Origin of the sequence: Hymenobacter edaphi, assembly GCF_003258365.1 — a bacterium.
Classification (GTDB): Bacteria; Bacteroidota; Bacteroidia; order Cytophagales; family Hymenobacteraceae; genus Solirubrum; species Solirubrum edaphi.
Genome location: NZ_QHKM01000006.1, coordinates 1 through 21,940 on the forward strand (window position 1 = coordinate 1; position 21,940 = coordinate 21,940).

17 protein-coding genes and 1 pseudogene are annotated in these 21,940 nt (G+C 66.5%); 11 read left to right on the forward strand and 7 right to left on the reverse strand.

The genetic code is table 11. From position 1 onward, the window contains the following. Positions 1 to 62 precede the first annotated feature (62 nt). From DLM85_RS26345 to DLM85_RS17530, 9 genes and pseudogenes are all read left to right on the forward strand, one after another. Positions 63 to 165: pseudogene (locus DLM85_RS26345) on the forward strand (transposase); the annotation flags it as partial. Positions 166 to 449: 284 nt separating this feature from the next. Next, positions 450 to 833 carry a TraR/DksA family transcriptional regulator gene (locus DLM85_RS17495; protein WP_111479423.1) on the forward strand — a complete coding sequence of 128 codons (384 nt, stop codon included), beginning with the start codon at positions 450 to 452 and terminating at the stop codon, positions 831 to 833. A gap of 204 nt (positions 834 to 1,037) precedes the next feature. Then, positions 1,038 to 2,981 carry a pseudouridine synthase gene (locus tag DLM85_RS17500; RefSeq protein WP_243636020.1) on the forward strand — a complete coding sequence of 648 codons (1,944 nt, stop codon included), beginning with the start codon at positions 1,038 to 1,040 and terminating at the stop codon, positions 2,979 to 2,981. A gap of 90 nt (positions 2,982 to 3,071) precedes the next feature. Then, positions 3,072 to 3,815, forward strand: a complete 744-nt coding sequence (locus DLM85_RS17505; RefSeq protein WP_111479424.1) for a type III pantothenate kinase — start codon at positions 3,072 to 3,074, stop codon at positions 3,813 to 3,815. Beyond that, on the forward strand, positions 3,805 to 5,139 hold the full coding sequence (bamG, locus tag DLM85_RS17510; RefSeq protein ID WP_111479425.1) for a BamG family beta-barrel-assembly machinery protein: 1,335 nt from the start codon (positions 3,805 to 3,807) through the stop codon (positions 5,137 to 5,139). Before DLM85_RS17505 ends, bamG begins: the two co-directional genes overlap by 11 nt. A gap of 46 nt (positions 5,140 to 5,185) precedes the next feature. After that, positions 5,186 to 5,722, forward strand: a complete 537-nt coding sequence (gene lptC / locus DLM85_RS17515; RefSeq protein WP_243636021.1) for an LPS export ABC transporter periplasmic protein LptC — start codon at positions 5,186 to 5,188, stop codon at positions 5,720 to 5,722. A gap of 76 nt (positions 5,723 to 5,798) precedes the next feature. Next, the gene (locus DLM85_RS17520; protein ID WP_111479426.1) at positions 5,799 to 6,056 is read left to right on the forward strand and encodes a hypothetical protein; all 258 of its coding nucleotides are present in this window, start codon (positions 5,799 to 5,801) and stop codon (positions 6,054 to 6,056) included. A gap of 83 nt (positions 6,057 to 6,139) precedes the next feature. Beyond that, positions 6,140 to 8,248, forward strand: a complete 2,109-nt coding sequence (locus DLM85_RS17525) for a peptidylprolyl isomerase (protein WP_111479427.1) — start codon at positions 6,140 to 6,142, stop codon at positions 8,246 to 8,248. A 271-nt stretch (positions 8,249 to 8,519) separates the two neighbouring features. Continuing rightward, on the forward strand, positions 8,520 to 10,358 hold the full coding sequence (locus DLM85_RS17530) for a tetratricopeptide repeat protein (protein WP_111479428.1): 1,839 nt from the start codon (positions 8,520 to 8,522) through the stop codon (positions 10,356 to 10,358). A gap of 175 nt (positions 10,359 to 10,533) precedes the next feature. On the opposite strand, the gene DLM85_RS17535 is transcribed toward DLM85_RS17530, so the two are convergent. The 7 genes from DLM85_RS17535 to prfA form a co-directional block, all read right to left on the reverse strand. Continuing rightward, positions 10,534 to 10,944 carry a diacylglycerol kinase family protein gene (locus DLM85_RS17535; protein WP_207891053.1) on the reverse strand — a complete coding sequence of 137 codons (411 nt, stop codon included), beginning with the start codon at positions 10,942 to 10,944 and terminating at the stop codon, positions 10,534 to 10,536. After that, a complete protein-coding gene (locus DLM85_RS17540) occupies positions 10,937 to 11,533 on the reverse strand; it encodes a GNAT family N-acetyltransferase (protein ID WP_111479429.1) in 597 nt (198 codons plus the stop codon). The genes DLM85_RS17535 and DLM85_RS17540 overlap by 8 nt, the downstream gene beginning before the upstream one ends. Before the next feature lie 183 nt (positions 11,534 to 11,716). Continuing rightward, the gene (locus DLM85_RS17545) at positions 11,717 to 13,129 is read right to left on the reverse strand and encodes an outer membrane beta-barrel protein (RefSeq protein WP_111479430.1); all 1,413 of its coding nucleotides are present in this window, start codon (positions 13,127 to 13,129) and stop codon (positions 11,717 to 11,719) included. An 88-nt stretch (positions 13,130 to 13,217) separates the two neighbouring features. Then, on the reverse strand, positions 13,218 to 15,251 hold the full coding sequence (locus DLM85_RS17550) for a KUP/HAK/KT family potassium transporter (RefSeq protein ID WP_111479431.1): 2,034 nt from the start codon (positions 15,249 to 15,251) through the stop codon (positions 13,218 to 13,220). A 114-nt stretch (positions 15,252 to 15,365) separates the two neighbouring features. Next, positions 15,366 to 17,144 (reverse strand): sensor histidine kinase, encoded by a 1,779-nt coding sequence (locus DLM85_RS17555; RefSeq protein ID WP_111479432.1) that lies wholly within the window; start codon positions 17,142 to 17,144, stop codon positions 15,366 to 15,368. Positions 17,145 to 17,331: 187 nt separating this feature from the next. After that, on the reverse strand, positions 17,332 to 18,690 hold the full coding sequence (locus tag DLM85_RS17560) for a sigma-54-dependent transcriptional regulator (protein ID WP_111479433.1): 1,359 nt from the start codon (positions 18,688 to 18,690) through the stop codon (positions 17,332 to 17,334). A 230-nt stretch (positions 18,691 to 18,920) separates the two neighbouring features. Next, a complete protein-coding gene (prfA, locus tag DLM85_RS17565) occupies positions 18,921 to 19,994 on the reverse strand; it encodes a peptide chain release factor 1 (protein WP_111479434.1) in 1,074 nt (357 codons plus the stop codon). Between the two features lie 94 nt (positions 19,995 to 20,088). Here prfA and DLM85_RS17570 point away from each other — a divergent pair, with 94 nt between their 5' ends. After that, positions 20,089 to 20,736: a c-type heme family protein gene (locus DLM85_RS17570; RefSeq protein WP_133257122.1), complete on the forward strand. Its 648-nt coding sequence runs from the start codon at positions 20,089 to 20,091 to the stop codon at positions 20,734 to 20,736. Positions 20,737 to 20,763: 27 nt separating this feature from the next. Continuing rightward, entirely contained in the window at positions 20,764 to 21,939 is a 1,176-nt protein-coding gene (locus tag DLM85_RS17575) for a toxin-antitoxin system YwqK family antitoxin (RefSeq protein WP_133257123.1), read from the forward strand. The last annotated feature ends 1 nt before the right edge of the window (position 21,940 follow it).

Genomic DNA, 21,940 nt, shown 5'->3' on the forward strand with positions numbered 1-21,940 from the left:
CGGCAGCGGACGAGGCCGCTGCGGAGCACGCCATTGACTTGCAAGTCATTGCGAAACCCGAAGGGCAGAAAGGCTTTGTGCTGTTGCCACGACGCTGGGTCGTGGAACGCAGCTTTGGCTGGGCCGCACGTTTTCGCCGCCTGGCCCGCGACTACGAGCGCCTGGCCGTGACCATGCAGCAATTTCATTTTTTCGCCTTTGTCACCTTGCTGCTAGCAAAAGGCGTTTTTAAGGCCACCAGTCCATAACAGGCTCTAGCTTTGCGGCCGGAAAACCGGATTGCTTGAGTAAGCTGGACTACCGGCCTAGGCCTCTGAAGCACTGCGCGTTACGGCACTAAACGCGGCCGGGCGCTGTTGCCTCTCTGCTGGCCTTGTGGTATGACAGCACTGAAGTGTACTTGGTAAGTCACTTATCTTCAACTGATTACATCTTTTTCCTGCCCCACCATGAGTGAAGAAAACCTGCGCTACTCCCGGGAAGAGCTGGCTGAATTTGAAGCCATCATTCAGGAAAAGCTGACCGCTGCCCGGAAAGAAGTATCCTTCATCAAGGAAACCCTGAGCCGCCGCAACGACTCGGGTACCGACACCACCGCCTCACCCAGCAAAGTGCTGGAAGACGGCGCTGACACCGCCGAGAAGGAAAGCCTGAACCAACTGGCCTCGCGCCAGATGAAGTTTATCCAGCAGCTCGAAAACGCCTTGATTCGCATCAAGAACGGGACGTACGGCGTGTGCATCGGCACGGGCAAGCTGATTCCGAAGGAGCGCCTGCGCGCGGTGCCGCACACCCAGCACTCCATCGAAGCCAAAATGGCCCGCCGCGACTAACACGGCTACGCTACGCTCACCTAACCGCCCGGATTTGCGCGGTCGGTACTCGTCCCGCGAGGGGCGAGGCCGCTCGGCAAGTCCGGGCGCTGTTTTGGCTGCCCTGCGGGTGCACCAAAAACATTCGGACGGCGTTGTCCGTCGTACCAGTAAGAACAATAACCACTGCCCGGCAGCGATGCCGTGCGTCTGAACCACTCCCTCATGGGTAAGCAGCATTCTTCCGGCCCCGGCAGCCGTCGTCCGGGCCGCCCCGATTCCGCCCCGCAGCGCGGCGGCAAACCCTTTAACTCCTTCGGGGGCAACGACCGCAGCCGCCCCGGCGGCGACGACCGGCGGCCCGCCGGCGGCTACCGCCGCGAAGGGGGCAACGACTTTCCCTCGCGCCCGGCATTTGGGCGCCCGGCGGGCGGCAGCAAGCCCGGCTTTGGCGGCAGCCGCCCGAGCTTCGGTGGCCGCCCCGGCGGCGACGACCGGCGCCCGGGTAACCGCTTCGGCGGCGAGGAGCAGCGCTCCGAGCGTCCGCGCCGCGCCTACGACAAGCCGGCGGAGAAAGACGACGCGGCTGACTTCATGCGCGGCCGCCTGAACAAGCCCGAGTTCCGCAAGGATGAGCGCCCGGAAGGCGAGGCGCCGCGCCGCAGCTTCGGGGGCGACCGGGACCGGAACGACCGCGGCGAGCGGCCCAGCTACGGCCGCCGCTTCGAGGGCAACGACCAGGAACGCCCGCGTCGCAGCTTTGGCAATGAGGAGGAGCGTCCGCGTCGTAGCTTCGGCAACGACCAGGAGCGCCCGCGCCGCAGCTTCGGCGGTGACCGGGACGAGCGGAGCGGCTTCAGCGGCAACCGCCCCGGTGGCTTTGGTGCCCCGAAAGGCGGCAAGTTTGGCGAAAACCGCTTTGAGCGCGGTGAGCGGCCCGCCCGCCCGTTTAACAGCGGCGGCGCCGAGCGGCCGGAGCGGGGCGGTTTCCGCCGCCCTGAGGGCGACGAGCGGCCGGCGCGCAGCTTCAATCGGCCGGAAGGCGCTGACACCCGCCCCGTGCGCGGGCAGCGCGGCTCTTTCGCCGACGAAACCAAAGCCAAGCGCCGCTTCGACGGTGAGGCGCCGCGCCCCGAGCGTTCGGGTGATGAGCAGCGCGAAATCCGCCCGTACGAGCAGCGTCCCAACCGCTTCGAGCGGCCGGAGCGCAACGAGCGGCCCGCCCGCGACAACCGCGGCGAGCGGGCCGACCGGTTTGGGCGCGACGAGCGGCCGGCCTTCGGGCGTAAGCCGGGCCGCGACACCTTCGCCAGCAAGCCGGGCCTGCAGAAAGGCTCGCGCGATACGCGCTTCGGGCAAAGCCAGGAGCAGAGCGAGGCGCCGGCCTACAAGAACCTGCAGTACTACGAGGAGGACAAAACCCGCGGCAACAAGCGCCGCCGCCAGGAGCCGGAAACCGACGGCTCGATTCGCCTGAACCGCTACATCGCCAACGCGGGCATCTGCTCGCGCCGCGAGGCCGATTCGCTGATTGAGAGCGGGGAAATTCGCGTGAACGGGGAAGTGGTGACGGAGCTGGGCTACAAGGTGAAGCCTTCCGACACGGTGCATTACGGCAAGACCAACCTCAAGCGCGAGAAGCTGGTGTACGTGCTGCTGAACAAGCCCAAGGACTTCCTGACGACCACCGAGGACCCCGAAGGCCGCAAGACCGTGATGGACCTGGTGGCCAACGCCTCGAAGGAGCGCATTTTCCCGGTGGGCCGCCTCGACCGCAACACCACCGGCCTGCTACTCTTCACCAACGACGGCGAAGTGGCGCAGAAGCTCAGCCACCCCTCGCACCGCAACAAGAAGGTGTACCAGGTGGAGCTGGACAAGCCGCTGGAAGAAGAGCACCTCGCGCAGATTGCCGCCGGCCTGGAGCTGGAGGATGGCAAAGCCGAGGTCGACGACGTGGCCGTGGTAGCGGGCAACCCCAAGTTCGTGGGCGTGGAAATCCACATCGGCCGCAACCGCATCGTGCGCCGTATTTTCGAGCACCTGGGCTACGAGGTGAAGACGCTGGACCGCGTGCAGTACGCCGGCCTGACCAAGAAAGACCTGCCCCGCGGCAACTGGCGCTACCTCAGCGAACAGGAGGTCATCCGCCTGAAATATTTCATGTAGGCACGCAACCCCCGCGCCCGCGGCCGGGCTCTATACCAATGGCGGTCCGACCCCCGTTTCGGGGCCGGGCCGTCGTTTCTTCCCCCACCCATGATTTCCCTGGTTCTCGACATCGGAAACACGGCAGCCAAGTATGGCTGTTTCGACGGCGCGGCTTTGGCCGAAGCCGGCAGCGTGGCGTCGGTGGAGGAGCTGCGGGCGGTGCTGCGGCGCACCCAGGCTACGCACGTGCTGCTGGCCTCGGTGGCGGTGCCGGCCGAGGAGTGGGCCGCCGCGCTGGTGGGGGAGGAGCTGGAGCAGGTGCTGGTGTTCAAGCCCGGCACGACGCCGGTGCCGCTGACCAATGCCTACGCCACCCCGCAAACCCTCGGGGCCGACCGCCTGGCCGGTGCCGTGGGCGCGGCGTATCTGCTGCCCGGCCGGCCGGTGCTCGTCATCGATGCGGGTACCTGCATCAAGTGCGACTTGGTGACGGCCGATGCCACCTACCGGGGCGGCAGCATTGCGCCGGGGCTGCGGATGCGGCTGCAGGCCATGCACGCCTTCACGGGGCGTCTGCCCGAGCTGCCGCTGCCTGCCGCGGCCGAGGCCAGCCAACTGGCCCTGTGCGGCAACGATACCCGAACGGCCATGCTCAGCGGGGCGCTGAACGGAGCTGCGCTCGAAGTCAACGGCATGATTGCCAGCTACCGGGTCGAGTACCCGGCGCTGGCGGTGGTGCTGACCGGCGGCGACGCGGCGTTTTTTGAATCGCGGCTCAAAGGCCGCATCTTTGCAGTTTCCGAGCTGATTTTGCTCGGGCTTCACCGAATTTTGGTGCTTAATGTCGGCTAATAACCTGACCGCTCTGGGCTTACTAAGCCTGCTGGCAGCCTCTTCCGCTGCGTACGGGCAAGGACTGGGCAACTCGCCCTACTCCCGCCTGGGCCTGGGCGAATACAACCCCAACACCGGCGGGATTCGCCAGCAAGGCATGGGCGGCGTCGGGCTGGCCGCACCCAACGCGGTGCAGGTCAACGACCTGAACCCGGCCCTGGTGTACTACAGCAACCGCACCACCTACGAGGCGGCCTTTACCGGACAGATAAAGCAGCTGCGCAGCGCGACGGCCGCGCAGCGCACCGGCAGCGGCAACCTCGGCTACCTGGCCTTCAGCGTGCCGATTTCGCGGCGCTGGGCTACGGCCGTGGCGCTGCGGCCCGTTACTACCGTCGACTACAAGTCGCAGCAGGTGAGCACGCTGCCCAGCGGCAGCAGCTCGGCCCAGGTGCTGACGGAGTACACCGGCTCGGGCGGGCTCACGGAAGTGGCCCTGTCGCAGGGGGTGCGCCTGGCCAAGGGCCTGACGGTGGGCCTGACCTCGTCGTACGTGTTCGGCTCCATCGACCGGACCACGTCGGCGCTGGTGTCGCCGGATAATGTGCCGGTGACCGAGTCGCTGAAGAAGGTGGCCCTCAACGACCACGTGCAGTACAACGACTTCACCTTCCGCCCGGGCCTGCACTACCGCTACGACGCGAGCAAGAAGCTGGCCATCAACGTGGGCGGGGTGTACACCTTCCAGACCAACCTGAGCGGCACGCGCACCCAGGAGCAGGACGAGCAGGACGTAAACGGCACCTCGATACTGACGACGCCGGTGCAGCTGAGCACCGCCTCGGGCAGCACCGTGCTGCCCGGCGGCTGGCAGGCCGGCATCAGCCTCGACAACAACAAGAACTGGAGCGTCAATGCCGACGTGGCGCAGCAGCAGTGGTCGAAGTTCCGTGACTTCGGCGTGGCCAACAGCCTGGCGCTGTCGGACACCTGGCGCGCAGGCGTGGGCGGTGAGCTGACGCCGGACCCGACTTCGGTGACCAACTACTTCCGGCGCGTGTCGTACCGCGTGGGCCTGAGCATGGCGCAGGTGCCCTACCGCCCCGGCGGCGAGACGCTCTACGACCGGGCCGTCAGCTGGGGCTTCAGCTTTCCCTTCCCGACGTCCAGCCCGCTGGATGCCACCACGCTGAACCTTGCGTTTACCTACGGGCAGCGCGGCAACACCAACGTCGTTGGCAGCGGCAGCGACCGGCAGTCCAACATCAAGGAAAATTACCTGCGGGCGCAGGTCGGCGTGTCGTTGAACAACCGCTGGTTCCTGAAGCGCCGCATTGAGTAGTACCGTCGTGAACACCCGGACTGGCACGCGAGGTACGGCAGCGGGCGTGGCGCTGCTTTTGCTGGGCGCCGCGCTGCTCGGCGGCTGCCAGGACAAATCGACCGCGCCCAAGAAGAAGGTGGAGTACAAGGGCCCCACGCTGGAGACGACCAACGTGCTGACCCTGTTCAGCGACTCGGCCCGCCTGCAGGTGCGCCTGACGGCCAAGCTGGAGCAGACCTTCGAAAACGGCGACCTGGTGTACCCCAAGGGCGTGGACATGAACTTCTACGCCAAAGACGGCTCGCTGGTGAATACCCTGCGCGGCGACTACGGCAAGTTTACCCGCGCCGACAACAAGTACGTGGTGCGCGGCCACGTGCGCGTGCACAACCAGGCAAAGCAGCAAAAGCTGGAAACCGAGGAGCTGTTCTACGACAAGCCGCGGGCGCGCATCTACAACGACACGACCACGGCCGTACGCATCGAAACCCCGACGGAGGTGCTGACGGGCTTCGGCATGGAAGCCAACGAGGACTTCTCGCGCTACAAAATCCGCAAGCCCGTAGGCGTCTTCTCCGTCAACGAAGCGCCGACCAACTAAGCCCCGCCGCCCGCCGGGCCCCGCACGCTGGGGCCGTGGGCCGTGGGCCGGCGGGCGGCCCTTTTCCCATTCTCCCATGAAATTCCCGGCGTTTGACCGCGACCTGGCCCGCACCGTGCTCTTTTCGGTGGCGGTGGTGCTGGTCGTTATCGGCATCTACCAGAGCATTCTGCAAAACAGCGTGCTGCGCAACTACGAGCTGTTCATGCTGGCCATCATCTGCCTGCTGCTGTACCGCTACCTGCGGCTGCCCGAGAAAGCCGATTCGCCGGCCGCACCGGCCAAGGCCCAGCCCGCCCGCAAGCCCGCCGGCAAAGCCAAGAAGCGCCGCTAGCCGCCGATGCTTTTGTCCGTTGGCTTAAAAAGGGTTATTTTGCGCGACTTACTGCGTTTTCTTTGCTGCTTACTTTCAACTAAATGGCTTTAATCAACACCATCCGCGAAAAATCAGGCTGGGCCGTTGGCACCGTAGCCGTCGGGATGTTGCTTTTCATCGTGGGCGGCGACCTGATCGGCGGAAACAACCGCCTGTTCAATCGTCAGGATACCACCGTCGGCGAAGTCAACGGCGACGACATCAGCATTGAAGAGTTCAACGCCGCAGTGGAGCAGGCCAAGGGCAGCTACGTGGCGCAGAACGGCCGCCAGCCTTCGGAGCAGGAGCTGCAAGGCATCCGCGACCAGGCCTGGAACCAGATTGTGTTCAAGCGCGCCTTCCAGCCGCAGTTCGACAAGCTGGGCCTGAAGGTGACCGACGAGGAGCTGACCGACATGGTGCAGGGCAAAAACATTCACCCCACCATCAAGCAGGCCTTTACCGACCCGCAGACCGGACAATTCGACCGCGCCAAGGTGATTGAGTACCTGCGCAACCTCGACAAGATGCCCCCGCAGCAGCAAGTTGCGTGGTACACCTTCGAGCAGAACCTGCCGCAGGACCGCATGGGCAGCAAGTACTACGCCCTGCTGAAAAACACCGAGTACGTGACCACGGCCGAAGCCCAGCGCTTCGACGCGGCCCAGCAGACCAAGGCCAACGTGCGCTACCTGTTCGTGCCCTACTTCAGCATCTCCGATTCGGCCGTGAAAGTATCGGACCCGCAGCTGCAGGAGTACATCACGCGCCACCAGTCGCGCTACAAGGTGCAGGACGGGCGCGACCTGGAGTACGTGGTGGTGCCCGTGACGCCCTCGAAGGAGGACTCGGCCGCGGTGCGCCAGACGGTGGACCAGCTGACCACGCAGTTCCGCACCGCCCCGAACGACTCGCTGTTCGTGCGCCTGAACTCCGACCAGCCCTACAACGGCCGCTTCCTCTCGCCGGCTGATCTGCCCGAGAAGCTGCGCCAGCAGGCCCCGCTGCAGCCCGGCCAGGTGTACGGTCCCTTCGCCGAAAACGGCACCTACTCCATTTACAAAGTGATGGGGGCCAAAGCCGGCGCCGCTCAGGCCGCCCGCGCCAGCCACATCCTGATCAAGCCCGAAGGCACCACGCCCGAGGCCGATGCCGCTGCCAAAGCCAAGGCCCAGGGCATCCTGAACCAGATCAAGGCCGGGGCTGACTTCGCCGCCATGGCCCGCCAGCACGGCACCGACGGCACCGCCCCGCAGGGTGGCGACCTGGGCTGGTTCAGCAGCGGCCGCATGGTGCCCGAGTTCGAGAAGGCCGTGTTCGGCGCTTCGTCGGCCGGCCTGCTGCCCACGCTGACCAAAACTTCCTTCGGCTACCACATCATCAAGGTGACGGCGGCGAAAACCAACCAGACCTATCAGGTAGCCACCGTCACGAAGAACATCACGCCTTCGGACGCGACCAACGAAGCCGCCTACCAGCGCGCCCAGGACCTGAAGGCCAAGGCCACCGACCTGGAGTCGTTCCGCAAGGCCGTGGCCGCCGACAAAACCCTGCAGAAGCAGGAAGCCAAGGGCGTGGATAAGTCTTCGGCCAACCTCGGCAGCCTGCCCAACGCCCGCGAAGCCGTGCGCTGGGCCTTCAACAAGGACACTGAAATCGGCGCCGTATCGGACGTATTCACGGTGAACGACCAGTACGTGGTGGCCGTGCTCACCGGCACCCGCAAGGAGGGCACCGCCGACGTGGCCGCCGTGAAGCCCGAGGTATCGACCTACGTGCGCAACGAGGAAAAAGCCAAGCAGATCATGGCCAAGCTGAAGGGCAACACCCTGGAGGCCATGGCCGCCGCCTACGGCCCCAACGCCCAGGTGAAGGACGCCAATGACTTGGTGCTGGGCCAGGGCGTGATTCCGGGCGTGGGCAGCGAGCCCGTCGCCGTGGGCACCGCCTTCGGCCTGAAGCCCAACCAAATGTCGGCCCCGATCCAGGGCGAGCAGGGCGTGCTGGTGATGCAGCTGGTGAGCAAGACCGAGCCCGCCGCGCCCTCGCAAGACCTGAAGGCCGTGCGCACGCAGCTGCAATCGACCCGCGGCAACCGCTCGAGCGGCTCGATCTACGAGGCCGTGCGCAAGCAAGCCGAGGTGAAGGACGAGCGGGTACGCTTCTTCTAAGCCAACGCGGTTTCAAGCCTGAAAAACGGTCCCTGCCACGCGGCGGGGACCGTTTTTTGTTGGGGCACCGGCGAAAGTGGGCCGCGCCGGCATCGGCCGAGGGGTATCGGTACGTATCTTCACCGGGTAGGGCCCGGGCCAAGGCGCAACGCCCGCCGGCCGCCACGGTCTTTGGGCCGGCTGCGCCGCGTGAATGAAACGCGGCCCGGCGTTGTTCTGCCCCCGCCCGCGCGGCCGTAGCGGCCGGCGTTTACTTTCGTTTCTGACTGCCATGAGCCTCCTGCCCTCCGCCCTGTGGAAGAAAAGCCGAATCAGCCTGCTGGGGCTACTGCTGGCCACCGGCCCGGCCCTGGCCCAGGATGGAGGGGGGCTGGTAAACGTAGCGCGTGAATACGGCCGCAAAGGCGAGTGGCTGAAGGCCGAGGCCCTCTACCACGACCTGCCCACCGACGTGCAGCTGGCTCCCAACGTGCTGCCCGACTACCTGCGCGCCCTGCTGGAGCTGAAGAAGTACAAGGACGCGGAGAAGCTGGCCCGCAAAGCCGTGAAGCGCAGCCCCAACGAGCCCGCGCTGGGCGTGGCCCTGGGCGGCGTGTACACGGCCGCCGGCGACACCACCGCGGCCCGCAAGCAGTACGAGAAGGTGGTGGCCGCCCTCACGCCCGAGCAAGTGCAGCCCATTGCCCAGGAGTTTCAGCAGCGGCAGCTGCCGCGCTGGGCCGAGCGGAGCTACCTGCGCGGCCGGGCGCTGGCCAAAAACGAGTCGGAGTACAGCGCCCAGCTGGTGCAGCTCTACACCGCCGGCGGCCAGAAGGAAGGCGTGCTGAAGGAAACGCTGCGCATGGCCGAGCAGAACCCGGACCGGGAGCAGCTGACCTTTGTGCGCAACATGCTGCAGAACGCGCTGAAAACCGACGCCGACTTCGACACGCTGGAAAAGCTGCTGCTCACCCGCACCCAGCAGCAGCCGGAGCAGGTTACCTGGAGTGAGCTGCTGCTGTGGCTGTACCTGCAGCGCCGCGACTTTGCCGGGGCCCTGGTGCAGGCCCGCGCCCTCGACCGGCGCCAGCGCAGCGAGGGCAGCCGGGTGATGGACCTGGCCGCCATTGCCCAGTACAACAAGGATTACGAAACCGCCATCGAAGGCTACCAGTACGTGGCCCAGCAGTACCGCGGCGGGCAGTACTACCAGACCGCCCGGCAGCAGTTCATTGCCGCCCGCGAGGAGCAGGTGCGCAACACCTTCCCGGTGGACCAGGCCAAGCTGCGGGCCCTGGTGGGTGATTACCAGCAGCTGCTGACCGAGGCGGGCCGCACGGCCCAGACGGCCGGGGTGCTGCGCAACATGGCTTTGCTCTACGCCTTCCAGCTCGACGAGAAGGACAAGGGCATGCAGCTGCTGCAGGAAGTCATAGCCCTGCCCCGCGCCGACGCGCAGCTCGTCGACGAGGCCAAAATTGCGCTGGGCGACATTTACCTGCTGCGCGCCGAGCCCTGGGAGGCCACGCTGCTGTACTCGCAGGTGGAGAAGTCGCGCAAGGACTCGCCGCTGGGCTACGAGGCCAAGCTGCGCAACGCCCGCCTGAGCTACTACGCCGGGGACTTCAAGCTGGCCCAGTCGCACCTCGACATTCTGAAGCAGGCCACCAGCCGCGAAATTGCCAACGACGCCATGCAGCTCAGCCTGCTCATCGGCGACAACACGGCCATGGACACCGCCGGCGTGGCTTTGAAGGACTACGCCGCCACCGAGCTGCTGGTGTTTCAGAACAAGGTGCCGCAGGCCATCAAGAGCCTCGACCAGCTGCTGACCAAGTACCCCGGCCACGCCCTCACCGACGAAGCCTGGTTTTTGAAGGGCCAGCTGCAGCGCCGCTCCGGCGACTACGCCGGGGCCGTGGAAACGCTGGCGCGCATTACCTCGAACCCCAAGTACGACATCCTCTCCGACGACGCGCTGTTTCTGACCGCTGAAATCGAGGAGCAGAACCGCCAAGACAAAGCCAAGGCCCAGGAGCTGTATACCCAGCTGCTGACCAAGCACGCGGGCAGCATCTACGCCGCCGAAGCCCGCAAGCGGGTGCGCAAGCTGCGCGGAGAAGCCATGTAGCGCGGGCTTGAGCCCGCGTCCGTCTGACAGTAACCCAACGGATGATACCACTATCTGACCAACGCGGGCTGAACCGCAAGTCGGCGTAGCCAAGCCCGCGCTACCTGGTCCCGGTCTACACGCCGAAGCCGCTCCATTTGGGGCGGCTTCGGCGTGTACATGAATGGCGGGGCGGTTATCGTTGGCTACTTAGGGCCAGGGCCTTCGCCCACAGCGGCGGGCCCAGCACCAGCAGGCCCACCACCACGGCCGCCAGGGCCATCAGCAGCACGGCGCCAGCGGCCACGTCCTTGGCGCGGCCGGCCAGCGGGTGAAAATCGGGCGAGACCAGGTCGATGATGGTTTCCACGGCGGTGTTCAGCAGCTCGGCCGTCCACACGGCCCCGACGGCCAGGGCCAGCAGCGCCCAGTCGTGGCGCGGCACCCGCAGCCAGAAGCCGAGGGCCACCACGGCGGCCGTGGCCAGGGCGTGGAAGCGCAGGTGTGGCTCCGACAGCAGGGCCTCGCGGATGCCTTGCAGGGCGTAGCCGAAGGACGCTATTTCGTGGCGCCAGCGGGAGCGGTGGCGTTGCGGGGCCTTAGCCACGGGCGTCGAACTGGCTGAAGACCGAGCGGCGCAGCTTTTCCCACTCGGGCCGCAGGATGCTGAAGTACACCGTATCGCGGCGCTGGCCGCCCTGGGTGTAGCAGTGGCTGCGCAGCGTGCCCTCCTGCACCGCGCCCATGCGCCGCATGGCCTCCTGCGACTGGAGGTTGCGGGCGTCGGTTTTCAGCTCCACCCGCTCGCAGCCCAGCTCCCCGAAGGCGTACTGCAGCAGCAGGTGCTTGGCGGCCCGGTTCAGGCCGGTGCGCTGAAAGTCCCGGCCCAGCCAGGTCCAGCCGATTTCCAGGCGGCCGTCGGGCAGGGCGAAGCTGCCGTAGCTGGTGCTGCCCGCCAGCCGGCCGGTATCCAGGTCGATGATGGCAAAGGGGTAGCGCGTGCCGGCGGCGCGCTCCTGCAGGGTCTGGCTGAGGTAAGCGGCCAGGCCCACCGCGTCCTGGGGGGCGGGGGCGAGGGTGTAGCGCCAGATGTCGGCGTCGAAAGCAATCTGCTTGAGGTCCTCAAAGTCACTGGCTTCGAGGGGGCGCAGCCGGGCGCGGCGGTTTTCGAGCGTAATCGGGCGGGTGCAGTCCATCGGGGCGGGCAGAAGGCAGACGAGCTACGAAGATGGTAAAAAGTCTGTCGCCCGGCGCCGCGTGCAGGCAGCAGTAGCCGGCCGGTCGTCGCCTGGATATTTTCCACGCTTACCAGCCTCACCCCCGAACTGGCGGTTCCGTAACTGGTCCAACGGCTACCACCGTCAGACCGCGGGAATGGTTCAGAGCCGAAAATTCACCGACACCAGGGCCCGGTTCTCGGTCTGGCGCAAATCGGGCTGCCAGCCGGCGGGCAGGGGCTGGTCGGCGTAGCCCGAGGGCGAGGTAGTGCCGCCGGGGCCGGCGAAGTAGGGCACATTGGCGCGGCGGTGGAGGTATTCGAGGCGGAAAGTGACAAAGTCCGAGGGCATCACGTCGAAGGTGACGGTGGCTTCCCGGGCGGTGAGGCGGCTGGATGGATCGGTGAAGCCCACGGCGGAGGGCGAGAAGCTGAGGTAGCGCGAGGGGTTCTTGACGAAGCCCACGCGGGTAGTCAGGGCCAGCCGGTTCTTGGCAAACCAGAGCCGGTTGGCCAGCGAGGAGCCCAGCATGTACGCTTCGCGGCGCGGCAGCCCGCCCCCGCCATTTTCGAAGCCGTAGTGGTTGTTGAGGCTGAAGGCGGCCTGGGTGATGCCGCGCAGCTGATTTTTCGGCTTGTGGTAGTAGCGGTACACCACCGAGTGGTCGTGGTGAAACCGCGCGCGGCCGGGGTAGGCAGCCGGGCCCTGGGCGGCAGAGCCGGCGGTGGGGCGGGAGTCCTTGCCGTAGTAGAAATTGGCCACCAGCTGCAGGTTTTCGGAGGGGCGGTAGTAGTTCGAGGAGCCCACGCCGGGCTGGCGGTTAAACGCGTTGTAGGTCTGCCAGCCGTTCATCAGCCACAGCTCGGTGCGGAAGTTGCGCGTCGGGAACCACTGGGCCCGGGCGCCCTGGAAGTAAAACGGTGTGAAGTCGCAGACCAAGCTGCGCTGGTAGCTCCAGTTTTCCTGCATCACGTAGCTTTCCAGCCCGATGTAGGACATGAAAATGCCCAGCTCCAGGTTCAGACCGTAGTTCGGGCGGAAGTGGTAGCCAGCGGCGGCTTCGCGGATAAACTTCAGGTTGCCGGTGCCGGTGTTGCGGCCGCGCTGCACCGAGCCGTCGGTTTCCTGCACCAGGTGCAGCATGGAGCCCGTTTGCAGCCACAGCCGCCCGATAATGTTCTTATAATTCGACTCGATGCCGATGCTGGCCAGGGCCAGGGAAAACTCCCCGCTGCGCCCCGTCACGGCCGAAATCGTCTGGGTATGGTCGAGCGGCCGGGCGAAGTTGTAGTTGAAGTAGCCGTCGAGCAGGGCCACGCCGGTCAGCACGGTTTCGCCGTCGGCATCCCGGAGCTGCAGCGGGAAGTTGCGCTGCCGGTTCTGCCCGTTCACCCAGGTCAGGTCCATCCCGTCGAAGGGCACTTTGGCGGGGGCGGTGGTGTCGGGCGAGGCTGGGGCGGGGCGGTTTTCGGTGGTCTGGGCCCGCGCCGGTGAAGTCAGCAGGCAAGGCACGAGCAGGGCGGGGGCGAGCAGGCCGGGCAGCAGGGTGCGGCGGCAGGTAGATAGGGTACGCATAGGGCAACAGGGCGCTAGCCGGGCCGAAAAACGCCGGCCGGCGCGGGAGAAAGGATGGGGAAATGATTCGGGTGGAAAGAGCCGGCGGCTACACCGGGTGCGTGAGCTGCTCGGCGGCCAGGGCGCGGGCGGGCACCGGGTCGGAGGCGGTTTCGGAGGGCAGGCGGAGCAGATCCAGCCGGCCCGCGGGCTGAATGGTCAGCGGCACGTGCTCCACGGCCACGTCGCTGGTATCGAGGCCGTAGGCTTTCTGGTCGCTGATGGCCAGCTGGTTGAACAGGAAGTAGCCGCGCAGGATCAGCCGGTCCCGGAACGAAAGCTGGTTGTCATAGCTGAGCACTTTGTCGAGCACCACGAAGCGGAAGTCGCCGGGCAGGTGGTGGCGCTGCAGCGAGGCGTAGCGCGAGGTAATGTCGATTTCCCGGCGCTCGGCCATGTCTTCGAGCACCCGGCGGAACAGCAGGTTGATGCGCGGCTGAATGCGGAAGCCCAGGCGGAAGTTGATTTTGTAGGCCACATCGGGCACCAGCGTCTCCACCGTGTACTGCATCCCGAAGGGCTCGGGCAGCAGGGTGATGTTCAGAAACCAGTACCGGTCGGCGCGCTTGGGCTTTTTGCGCAGGATGGAGTAGAGGATGCGCGACTCAATCTCGCGGGCGTTCTTGCTGCGGGTGAGGTACACCAGGTTGGAGGCGTACTTGCTCACCGTCGCATCCTGGCTCAGCTCCCGCAGCAAGGGCAGGTTGTCGGTCCAGGCGGTCATGTCGAGGTAGCGGTTTTTGATCTGCCGCCCCTTGTAGCCCACCCACATGCCCAGAATCAGCAGCCACTCGAAAACCAGGATGCCGAGGCGGTTGAGCAGCTTGGTGATGTTGGCAATGAGAAACGACAGCTCCACCGTCAGAAACACCGTCATCAGGGCCAGCACCGCCACCAGGGCCCAGCGGCGCACCCCGCGCAGGTACTGCGAGAGAAGGATGCTGGTCATGAGCATGGCCACGGTGATGCTGAAGCCGTAGGCCCCCTCCATGTTCGACGACTCCTGAAACCACAGCTGCACCGCCACGCAGCCCAGCCACAGCAGCCAGTTGATGCTCGGCACGTAGAGCTGCCCGCGCTGGTCGGTGGGGTAGAGGATGCGCACCTTGGGCCAGAAGTTGAGGCTCACGGCCTCCGAAATCAGGGTGTAGGAGCCCGTAATCAGCGCCTGCGAGGCAATGATGGTGGCGGCCGTAGCCAGCAGAATCAGCGGCAGAATGGCCCAGTGCGGGGCAATCAGGAAGAACGGGTTCTGCCCCTCGGCCAGGGGCTGGCCCAGGTGCTGCATGGCCCAGGCGCCCTGGCCCAGGTAGTTGAGCACCAGCGCGGCCTTCACGTACAGCCAGGCCGCCCGGATGTTGCGCCGCCCGCAGTGGCCCAGGTCGGAGTACAGCGCCTCGGCCCCGGTGGTGCACAGAAACACGGCCCCCAGCAGCCAGAACCCCTGCGGGTACTCCGTCAGCAAAGCCAGGGCGTAGTGCGGACTCAGCGCCCGCAGAATGCCCGGCTCCTGCGCCACCTGCCACACGCCCAGCGCCCCGATAACGCTGAACCACAGGAGCATAATCGGCCCGAAAGCCCGGCCGACTATCTGGGTGCCGAACTGCTGAAACGTGAACAGCAGCGTGATGATAACCAGCACGATGCCCACGATGGTGGAGCCTTCCAGCGTCGGATCGAGGATTTTCAGCCCCTCGATGGCCGACGACACCGAAATCGGCGGGGTGATGATGCCGTCGGCCAGCAGGGTGCCCGCGCCGATGATGGCCGGCCACAGCAACCACTTGCCGCGCTGCCGCACCAGGGAGTACAGCGAGAAAATGCCGCCTTCGCCGTGGTTGTCGGCTTTCAGCGTGAGCCAGATGTACTTGATGCTGGTTTGCAGCGTGAGCGTCCAGAACACGGCCGAGATGCCGCCATACACCAGCAGCTCGCTGATGGGCCGCGGCCCCAGGATGGACTTGAACACGTACAGCGGCGAGGTGCCGATGTCGCCGAAGATGATGCCCAGCGTGACGAGCAGGCCCGCCACGGTCACGCGCTGGCGGTGAATGTTGGGTTCGGAAAGGGCAATAGCAGCCATGTCAGACGGGAAAACGTCGAAAAAAGAAGTCAGGAAAGGGCAGGGGCGGGCCGCGGAGCTACGGAGCCGTCAGGGCCGGCCGTGGGAATGGCGGCGGGTGGCCGCCGGGCGGAATCAGGCGGGCGGGGCGGCCACGGGCAGGGTGAAGTAGAAGGTGCTGCCCGCGCCGGGCGTGCTTTCCACGCCCAGCTCCCCGCCCTGCGGCTCGATGAAGGCCCGGCTGATGCTCAGGCCCAGGCCGCTGCCGCCCCGGGCCGGCTGCCCATCGGCGGCGGGCAGCTGCACGTACCGCTCGAAGATGCGCTGCTGCTGCTCCGGCGCAATGCCCGGCCCGTCGTCCTGCACCAGCACGCGCACGGACTGGCCATCGGGGGTGGCGGCGGCGCGCACGCGGATGCGGCCCTCGGCGGGGGAATAGCGGATGGCGTTGCTGAGCAGGTTCAGCAGCACCCAGGCGGTCTTTTCCAGGTCGGCGCGCACCAGGGGCAGCGCGGGCGGCAGCTGCACGTCGAGGGCCAGGTTCTTGGGCGCCAGCTGCAGGCGAATGGGCTCGGCGGCCGTTTCCACCAGCGCGGCCACCGCCACGGCCCGCGGCTGCAGCGGCACCGCCGCCCCGGCCTCCAGGCGCGACACATCCAGCAGCGTGGTGGCCAGGCCGCGCAGCCGGTCGTTTTCGCCCCGCAGCGTCGCCACGATGCGCTGCTGCTCCTCGTTGAGCGGGCCGATGCGGCCGTCCTGCAGCAGCTTGAGCTGGAAGTTGATGCTCGACAGCGGGGTTTTCAGCTCGTGGGTAGCCGTGGCCAGGAAGTCGGTTTTGAGCTGGTCCTGCCGCTTGAAGGCCGACACGTCGTGCAGCACCAGAATGGAGCCCACGAACTCCATCCGGTCGGTAGCCGCGTTGTAGAGCACGGCCTCGTGCAGGGCCAGCCGGTAGTAAGTCTCCAGCTGCCCGGCCCGCGCCACCGGAATTACCGGCTCGACCGGGCGCTGAGCCGCTGGCAGCTGGGCGTAGTGCAGCAGCTGGGCCAGCAGCGGGTTATCCGCCGCCAGGGCTGCGGCCGGCTGGCCCAGCAGCTGCTTTTCGGGGAGGCCCAGCAGCGTGCAGGCCAGCGGGTTAGCCACGATGATGCGGCGGTCGGCGTCGAGCAGCAGCAGGGCTTCGTCCAGGGTCTGCACGATGCTCAGCACGCGGTTGCGCTCGGTCAGCAGCTCGGCTAGGTTGGCGCTGCGCAGCTCGTTGAGGTGGGCGAGCAAGGCGTTGAAAGCCTGAGCTACGCGGCCGAACTCGTCGCGGCTTTCCACCGGGATGCTGGCGGCAAAGTCGCCGCCGGCCGCGTGGCTGATGCTGGCCGAAAGTCGGCGCAGGCCGCTCACCGCCGCTTCGGGCACGCTCAGCACCAGGCCCAGGGCCACCAGCGTGCCCACGCTCAGCCAGGCCAGCAGCAGGTACCGGGCCTGGGTGGCGGCGGCGTTGGACTGGGTATTCCGGCGCGTCAGGGCCCGCATGTTCAGCCCCACCATGCGGTGCGTGAGTTGGCGCAGCTCCGCCACGGCCGCTGCCTGGCCGGCGGGCACCGCGGCGGCTTCGTAGCGGGCCACGGCCTGCATCATGCCGTCGACCAGCTGCTGCTCCCCGGGCTCGGTCACGTTGCCGGCTTCGCGGGTGAGGGCCCGGCGCAGGCGGGGCAGGGCAGGGCCGGCAGGAGTGGCGGCCAGCTCGTCCAGGGCCTGCAGCATCTGCTGGCCCAGCGCCACCGAGTAGAAGTTGGCCTGCAGAATGCGGTGGGCGCGCTGCTCCTGCCGCTGCACCGTGGCGTAGGCGTAGGCGCCCAGCCCCACCAGCAGGACCAGCATGGCCAGCAAGCCCACCGTAATTTTTGCTTTGATGCTCATAACGCAGCCCGACCGCAGCAACCGCCGCGGCACGACGCAGGGGCCAGTTGCCAATGCTAGTCCAGCCGCGGCGCTTTGCGGTAGCTTGGCTGATTACTTATTGATTATCAGCTAGAATAATTTGCAATGCCGCTGCCAGAGCAGCCGCTACGCCGCCGGCGCCGGGTCAAAATGACCCGCTACCCGGTCAGGCTGACCCGCTGCCCAGGCCGTACTCCTGCAGCTTGCGGTAGAGCGTTTTCACCCCGATGCCCAGCTGCCGGGACGCTTCGGTCTTGTTGCCCTGGGTTTGCTGCAGCACCCGCAGAATCTGGCGCTTTTCCACGGCGCGCAGGCTCTGGTCGTTGGCGTCGTCGGTTGGGGCGGGGCTCTGCAGCTCGAAGGGCAGGTCGTCGGTGGTCAGCACCGCGTCGTCGGCCAGGATGGCGGCGCGCTCCAGCACGTTCTTCAATTCGCGCACGTTGCCGGGCCAGGCGTAGCCTTGCAGCCGATGCAGGGCCTCCGCGTCGAAGCCCTGCAGACGCTTGCGCAGCTTGGCCGCAAACAGCTGCAGGAAGTGCCGGGCCAGCGGCTCAATGTCCTCGGGCCGGTCTTTTAAGGGCGGGACGGGGATGGTGAAAACGGCGAGGCGGTAGTACAGATCGGGCCGGAACTGCCCGCTGTCGGCTTCCTGCCGCAGGTTGCGGTTGGTAGCCGCCACCAGCCGCACGTCCACTTTGGTGGGCTTGGTGTCGCCGAGCTTGGTGAAGGTCTGCGTCTCCAGCACCCGCAGAAACTTGGCCTGCACCGCCAACTCCAGCTCCCCGATTTCGTCCAGAAACAGCGTGCCGCCCGAGGCTTCCTCCAGCAGGCCCCTTTTGTCGCCCAGTGCCCCGGTGAAGGCGCCTTTCCGGTAGCCAAACAGCTCCGATTCCAGCAGATCCTTCGGAAACGCCGAGCAGTTGACGGCCACAAAGGGCTTCGAGCGGCGCGGCGAGGCCTGGTGAATGGCCTGGGCAAACAGCTCCTTGCCCGCGCCCGTCGGCCCTTCCAGCAGCACCGTCGATTCCGTCGCGGCCACGCGCTGGGCCAGGGCTTTGGCGCGTTCCAGCGCCGGCGAGTGGCCAATCATCGACGCGAAGGAGTGCTGCGCGCCCACCTGCCGCTCCAGCTCCTGCACGCGGCGCTGCAGCCGGCTTTTGTCGGCGGCGCGGGCCACCACGGGCAGCAGCTGCTCGTCGGCGTCGCCCTTGGTGAGGTAGTCGAAGGCGCCGTCCTTCATGGCCTGCACGCCGTCGGGGATGCGGCCGTAGGCGGTCAGCAGCACCACTTCGGCCAGCGGGGCGCGCTGCTTCAGGCGGGGCAGCAACTGCAGACCGTGGGCGTCGGGCAGTTTCACGTCGCAGAGCACCACCAGCACCTCCGTGGCGTGCTGGCCCAGCAGCTCCAGCCCCTCGGCCGCGTTGATGGCCTGCAGCACCCGGTAGCCTTCCAGCTCCAGAAAGCGGGCCATGCCCTGGCGCAGGGCCTGTTCGTCGTCGATGAGCAGCAGCGTGCCGTCGGGCATGGCGGGAGAGGTGTGCGGGTTAAGGACAGGAGGCTGATGCGTCGACGCAGCTGCAGAAAAGAACGTGCAACGCCCAAAAAAGACCGTCATGCTGGGCTTGCCGAAGCATCTCCACCAAACGACCAAGCGGCGCGGTAGAGATGCTTCGGCAAGCTCAGCATGACGGTTACTATTTGTCGTCGTTCCTCGACTTCGCTCGGAATGACGTTCTGGGTAGTTGCAGCCGAATCTTACGCCGTGGTGCCTTCCTTGAGGCGCTCGGCGTTTTCGGCGATGCGCAGCTGCTCGATGAAGTCCTCGATGCCGCCGTCCATCACCGCGCTCAGGTTGTACACCGTGTAGCCGATGCGGTGGTCGGTCACGCGGCCCTGCGGGTAGTTGTAGGTGCGGATTTTGTCCGACCGGTCGCCGCCGCCAATCATGCTCTTGCGGGCAGCGCCTTCGGCCTCGTTCTTCTTGGCCAGCTCGATTTCGAAAATGCGCGAGCGGAGCACCGCCAAGGCCTTATCGAAGTTCTTCAGCTGCGACTTCTGGTCCTGGCACTGGGCCACGATGCCCGTGGGGATGTGCGTGAGGCGCACGGCCGAGTAGGTCGTGTTGACCGACTGCCCGCCCGGGCCCGACGACATGAACAGGTCCTTGCGGATGTCGTTCATATCCAGCTCGATGTCGAATTCTTCCGCCTCGGGCATCACCACCACCGAGGCCACGGAGGTGTGAATGCGGCCCTGGGTTTCGGTGGCCGGCACGCGCTGCACCCGGTGTACCCCCGATTCAAACTTCATCTTGCCGTACACGTCTTCGCCGCGCATGGCCAGGATGATTTCCTTGTAGCCGCCGGCGGTGCCTTCCATGGCATCCACCAACTCCATCTTCCAGCCCTGCTTTTCGGCGAAGCGCATGTACATGCGCTGCAGGTCGCCGGCAAACAGCGCGGCTTCGTCGCCGCCGGCGCCGGCGCGGATTTCGATGATGATATCCTTGGAGTCGTTCGGGTCCTTGGGAATCAGCAGATCCTTGATGACAGCTTCCAGCCGCTCCTGCTCCGGCAGCAGCGTGTCCAGCTCGTCCTTGGCCATCTGGCGGAAATCCTCATCCTTCTCGGTGGCAATGACTTCGCGCGCCCCGTCGATGTTGGAGAGGACGCTCTGGTAAGCCTTGTACTCGACCACAATCTTGTTGAGGTCTTTGTATTCTTTGTTCAGGGCCTTGTAGCGCTTCATGTCGCTCATCACGTCCGGGTCCAGCAGTTGCTGGCCCACGTCGTTGAAGCGCTGGTTGATAGCCTCTAATTTGTCAAGCATCGGTCGTTGGGGTCCGGAATTGGGCGGTACTTTTGCAAAGGTACAAAACCCGCCGGGGCCATGGGAGGTTCCGCGTGCATTGTCCGAAACCTATATGCGCCGAAGCCTATCGTTGCTGGCCCTGCCGCTGCTGCTGGCCGCCTGCCGCCCCGAAGACGTCGAGCACCTCGACAATACCAAGGACCTGGCCCGCGAAGCCGAGAACTTCCAGCCCAAGCTCATCAAGCCCGCCCAGCTGCTGCAAGGGGCGCGCTGGGCCGCCGATTCCCTCATCCATACCGCCGACCGCGGTTGGCGCGCCCAGCTGAACGAGCGGCTGGCCGCCGGGGGCGTGGCCGCCGCGCACCCCTACTGCCAGCCCGAGAAGCTGCCCGCCGTGGTGAAGCTGGCCCGCGAGCTGGAAGCCCAGCCCACGCGGGCGCTGGTTACACCCGCGCGCTTTATCACCGAGGACGACTCCGTGCAGACCACCCGCCCCAGCCAGGACCAGTTTCTGGTGCAGGAGCCCCTGGTGCTGCTGCCCACCGACGCCACCTGCCTGCGCTGCCACGGCCAGGTGGGCCCCGACGTGCAGCCCGCCGACGCCAAGCTGCTGGCCGCCAGCTACCCCGGCAAAACCCTCACCGGCTACCAGCCCGGCCAGCTCATCGGCCGCTGGACGGTGCCTATGACGCGCAAGGGCGTGGCCGAGTTCTACACCCAGAAGACGCGCAAGGTGATGAAGCGGCGCCGGCTGTGGTAAACGGGTTGTGTGGCTATTGATTTTGTTATGAATAAGTTACGTATGCGTTATTGCTTTTTGCTCCTCGGCGCGCTGCTGATGGGCAGTGCCCTGACGACCACGGCCCAACAGCGGAACCTGAGCGGCAAGGCCAACCCCAAGGACTGCTACCGCACCTTCGCCGGCGACAGCGTGGAGCTGTACTACAGCAACTATTATCAACTCACGCCACCGGCCTGCGCCACCATCCGCCGCAACACGCGCCTGGACGCCACCGGTACCTTCCGCGGGCTGGTGTGCGACTACCGGCTGAGCGACGGCCGCCTACTGAACCGCCAGTTCTACCGCAACGGCAAGCGCAACGGCCTCTACGAGCTGCACCACCCCAACGGCACCGTGCTCACGCGCGGGCAGTTTCAGGACGGGCTGCCGACGGGCGTGTGGCAGTTCTGGTACGCCAACGGTCGGCCCCGGCAGACGCTGATGTGGGGCGAAGACCTGAGCAAGCCGTTTCGCATCCTGGCCTACTGGGACTCCACGGGCACCCAGCTCTGCAAGAACGGCAACGGCACCTGGCGCGGCGTGCACAGCAACCGCTACATCCGCTTCGGCGGCCCGGTGGCCGATGGGCTGGCCCAGGGCACCTGGACCAGCGAGGTCATCGGCACCGGCGCCCCGTTCAGCGAGGAACGCTACGAATGGGGCCGCTTTATCGAGGGCTTCGACCTGGCCAACAAGCGCCGCCGCTACCCCGGTCCGGCCGGCCTGCAGCCCACCGTGGACCTGCCGACCAGCGCCGCCGAGGCGTTTGAGCTCAACCAGCCCTGCGAGGAGCTGCTGGCCGAGGCGGGCCGCCGCAACCTGCGCGCCGTGGCCCCGCAGGCCGTCGGGGGGCTGGCCAACTACAACAGCCGCCTGCTGCTGCTGCTGCGCAAGCACGCCGAGGAAGCCAACTGGGTCACGGGCATGAATGGCCGCATCACGCTGCTGGTGAACGTGGGCAAGAGCGGGCAACTCACCCTCGACGAGAGCAGCCGCGACGTGCAGTACGCCCGCCCCATTATGGACATGCTCAACCGGATGCCGCAGTGGCAGCCCGCCACCGTCGACGGCCAGCCCGTGCCCGGCCAGCTGGAGGTGGAAATGGAAGTCGGCAGCACCACGGTGTCGTCGCGGGTGCGGCCGATGGTGAAGCCGCAGGCGCAGCAAACCGTTAAGAACTAAA

Excerpts from the sequence above, each read along its gene's own strand:
- DLM85_RS17495 (WP_111479423.1), top strand. The coding sequence starts at position 450 with ATGAGTGAAGAAAACCTGCGCTACTCCCGGGAAGAGCTGGCTGAATTT.
- DLM85_RS17500 (WP_243636020.1), top strand. The coding sequence starts at position 1,038 with ATGGGTAAGCAGCATTCTTCCGGCCCCGGCAGCCGTCGTCCGGGCCGC.
- DLM85_RS17505 (WP_111479424.1), top strand. The coding sequence starts at position 3,072 with ATGATTTCCCTGGTTCTCGACATCGGAAACACGGCAGCCAAGTATGGC.
- bamG (WP_111479425.1), top strand. The coding sequence starts at position 3,805 with ATGTCGGCTAATAACCTGACCGCTCTGGGCTTACTAAGCCTGCTGGCA.
- DLM85_RS17520 (WP_111479426.1), top strand. The coding sequence starts at position 5,799 with ATGAAATTCCCGGCGTTTGACCGCGACCTGGCCCGCACCGTGCTCTTT.
- DLM85_RS17525 (WP_111479427.1), top strand. The coding sequence starts at position 6,140 with ATGGCTTTAATCAACACCATCCGCGAAAAATCAGGCTGGGCCGTTGGC.
- DLM85_RS17530 (WP_111479428.1), top strand. The coding sequence starts at position 8,520 with ATGAGCCTCCTGCCCTCCGCCCTGTGGAAGAAAAGCCGAATCAGCCTG.
- DLM85_RS17540 (WP_111479429.1), bottom strand. The coding sequence starts at position 11,533 with ATGGACTGCACCCGCCCGATTACGCTCGAAAACCGCCGCGCCCGGCTG.
- DLM85_RS17545 (WP_111479430.1), bottom strand. The coding sequence starts at position 13,129 with ATGCGTACCCTATCTACCTGCCGCCGCACCCTGCTGCCCGGCCTGCTC.
- DLM85_RS17550 (WP_111479431.1), bottom strand. The coding sequence starts at position 15,251 with ATGGCTGCTATTGCCCTTTCCGAACCCAACATTCACCGCCAGCGCGTG.
- DLM85_RS17555 (WP_111479432.1), bottom strand. The coding sequence starts at position 17,144 with ATGAGCATCAAAGCAAAAATTACGGTGGGCTTGCTGGCCATGCTGGTC.
- DLM85_RS17560 (WP_111479433.1), bottom strand. The coding sequence starts at position 18,690 with ATGCCCGACGGCACGCTGCTGCTCATCGACGACGAACAGGCCCTGCGC.
- prfA (WP_111479434.1), bottom strand. The coding sequence starts at position 19,994 with ATGCTTGACAAATTAGAGGCTATCAACCAGCGCTTCAACGACGTGGGC.
- DLM85_RS17570 (WP_133257122.1), top strand. The coding sequence starts at position 20,089 with ATGCGCCGAAGCCTATCGTTGCTGGCCCTGCCGCTGCTGCTGGCCGCC.
- DLM85_RS17575 (WP_133257123.1), top strand. The coding sequence starts at position 20,764 with ATGAATAAGTTACGTATGCGTTATTGCTTTTTGCTCCTCGGCGCGCTG.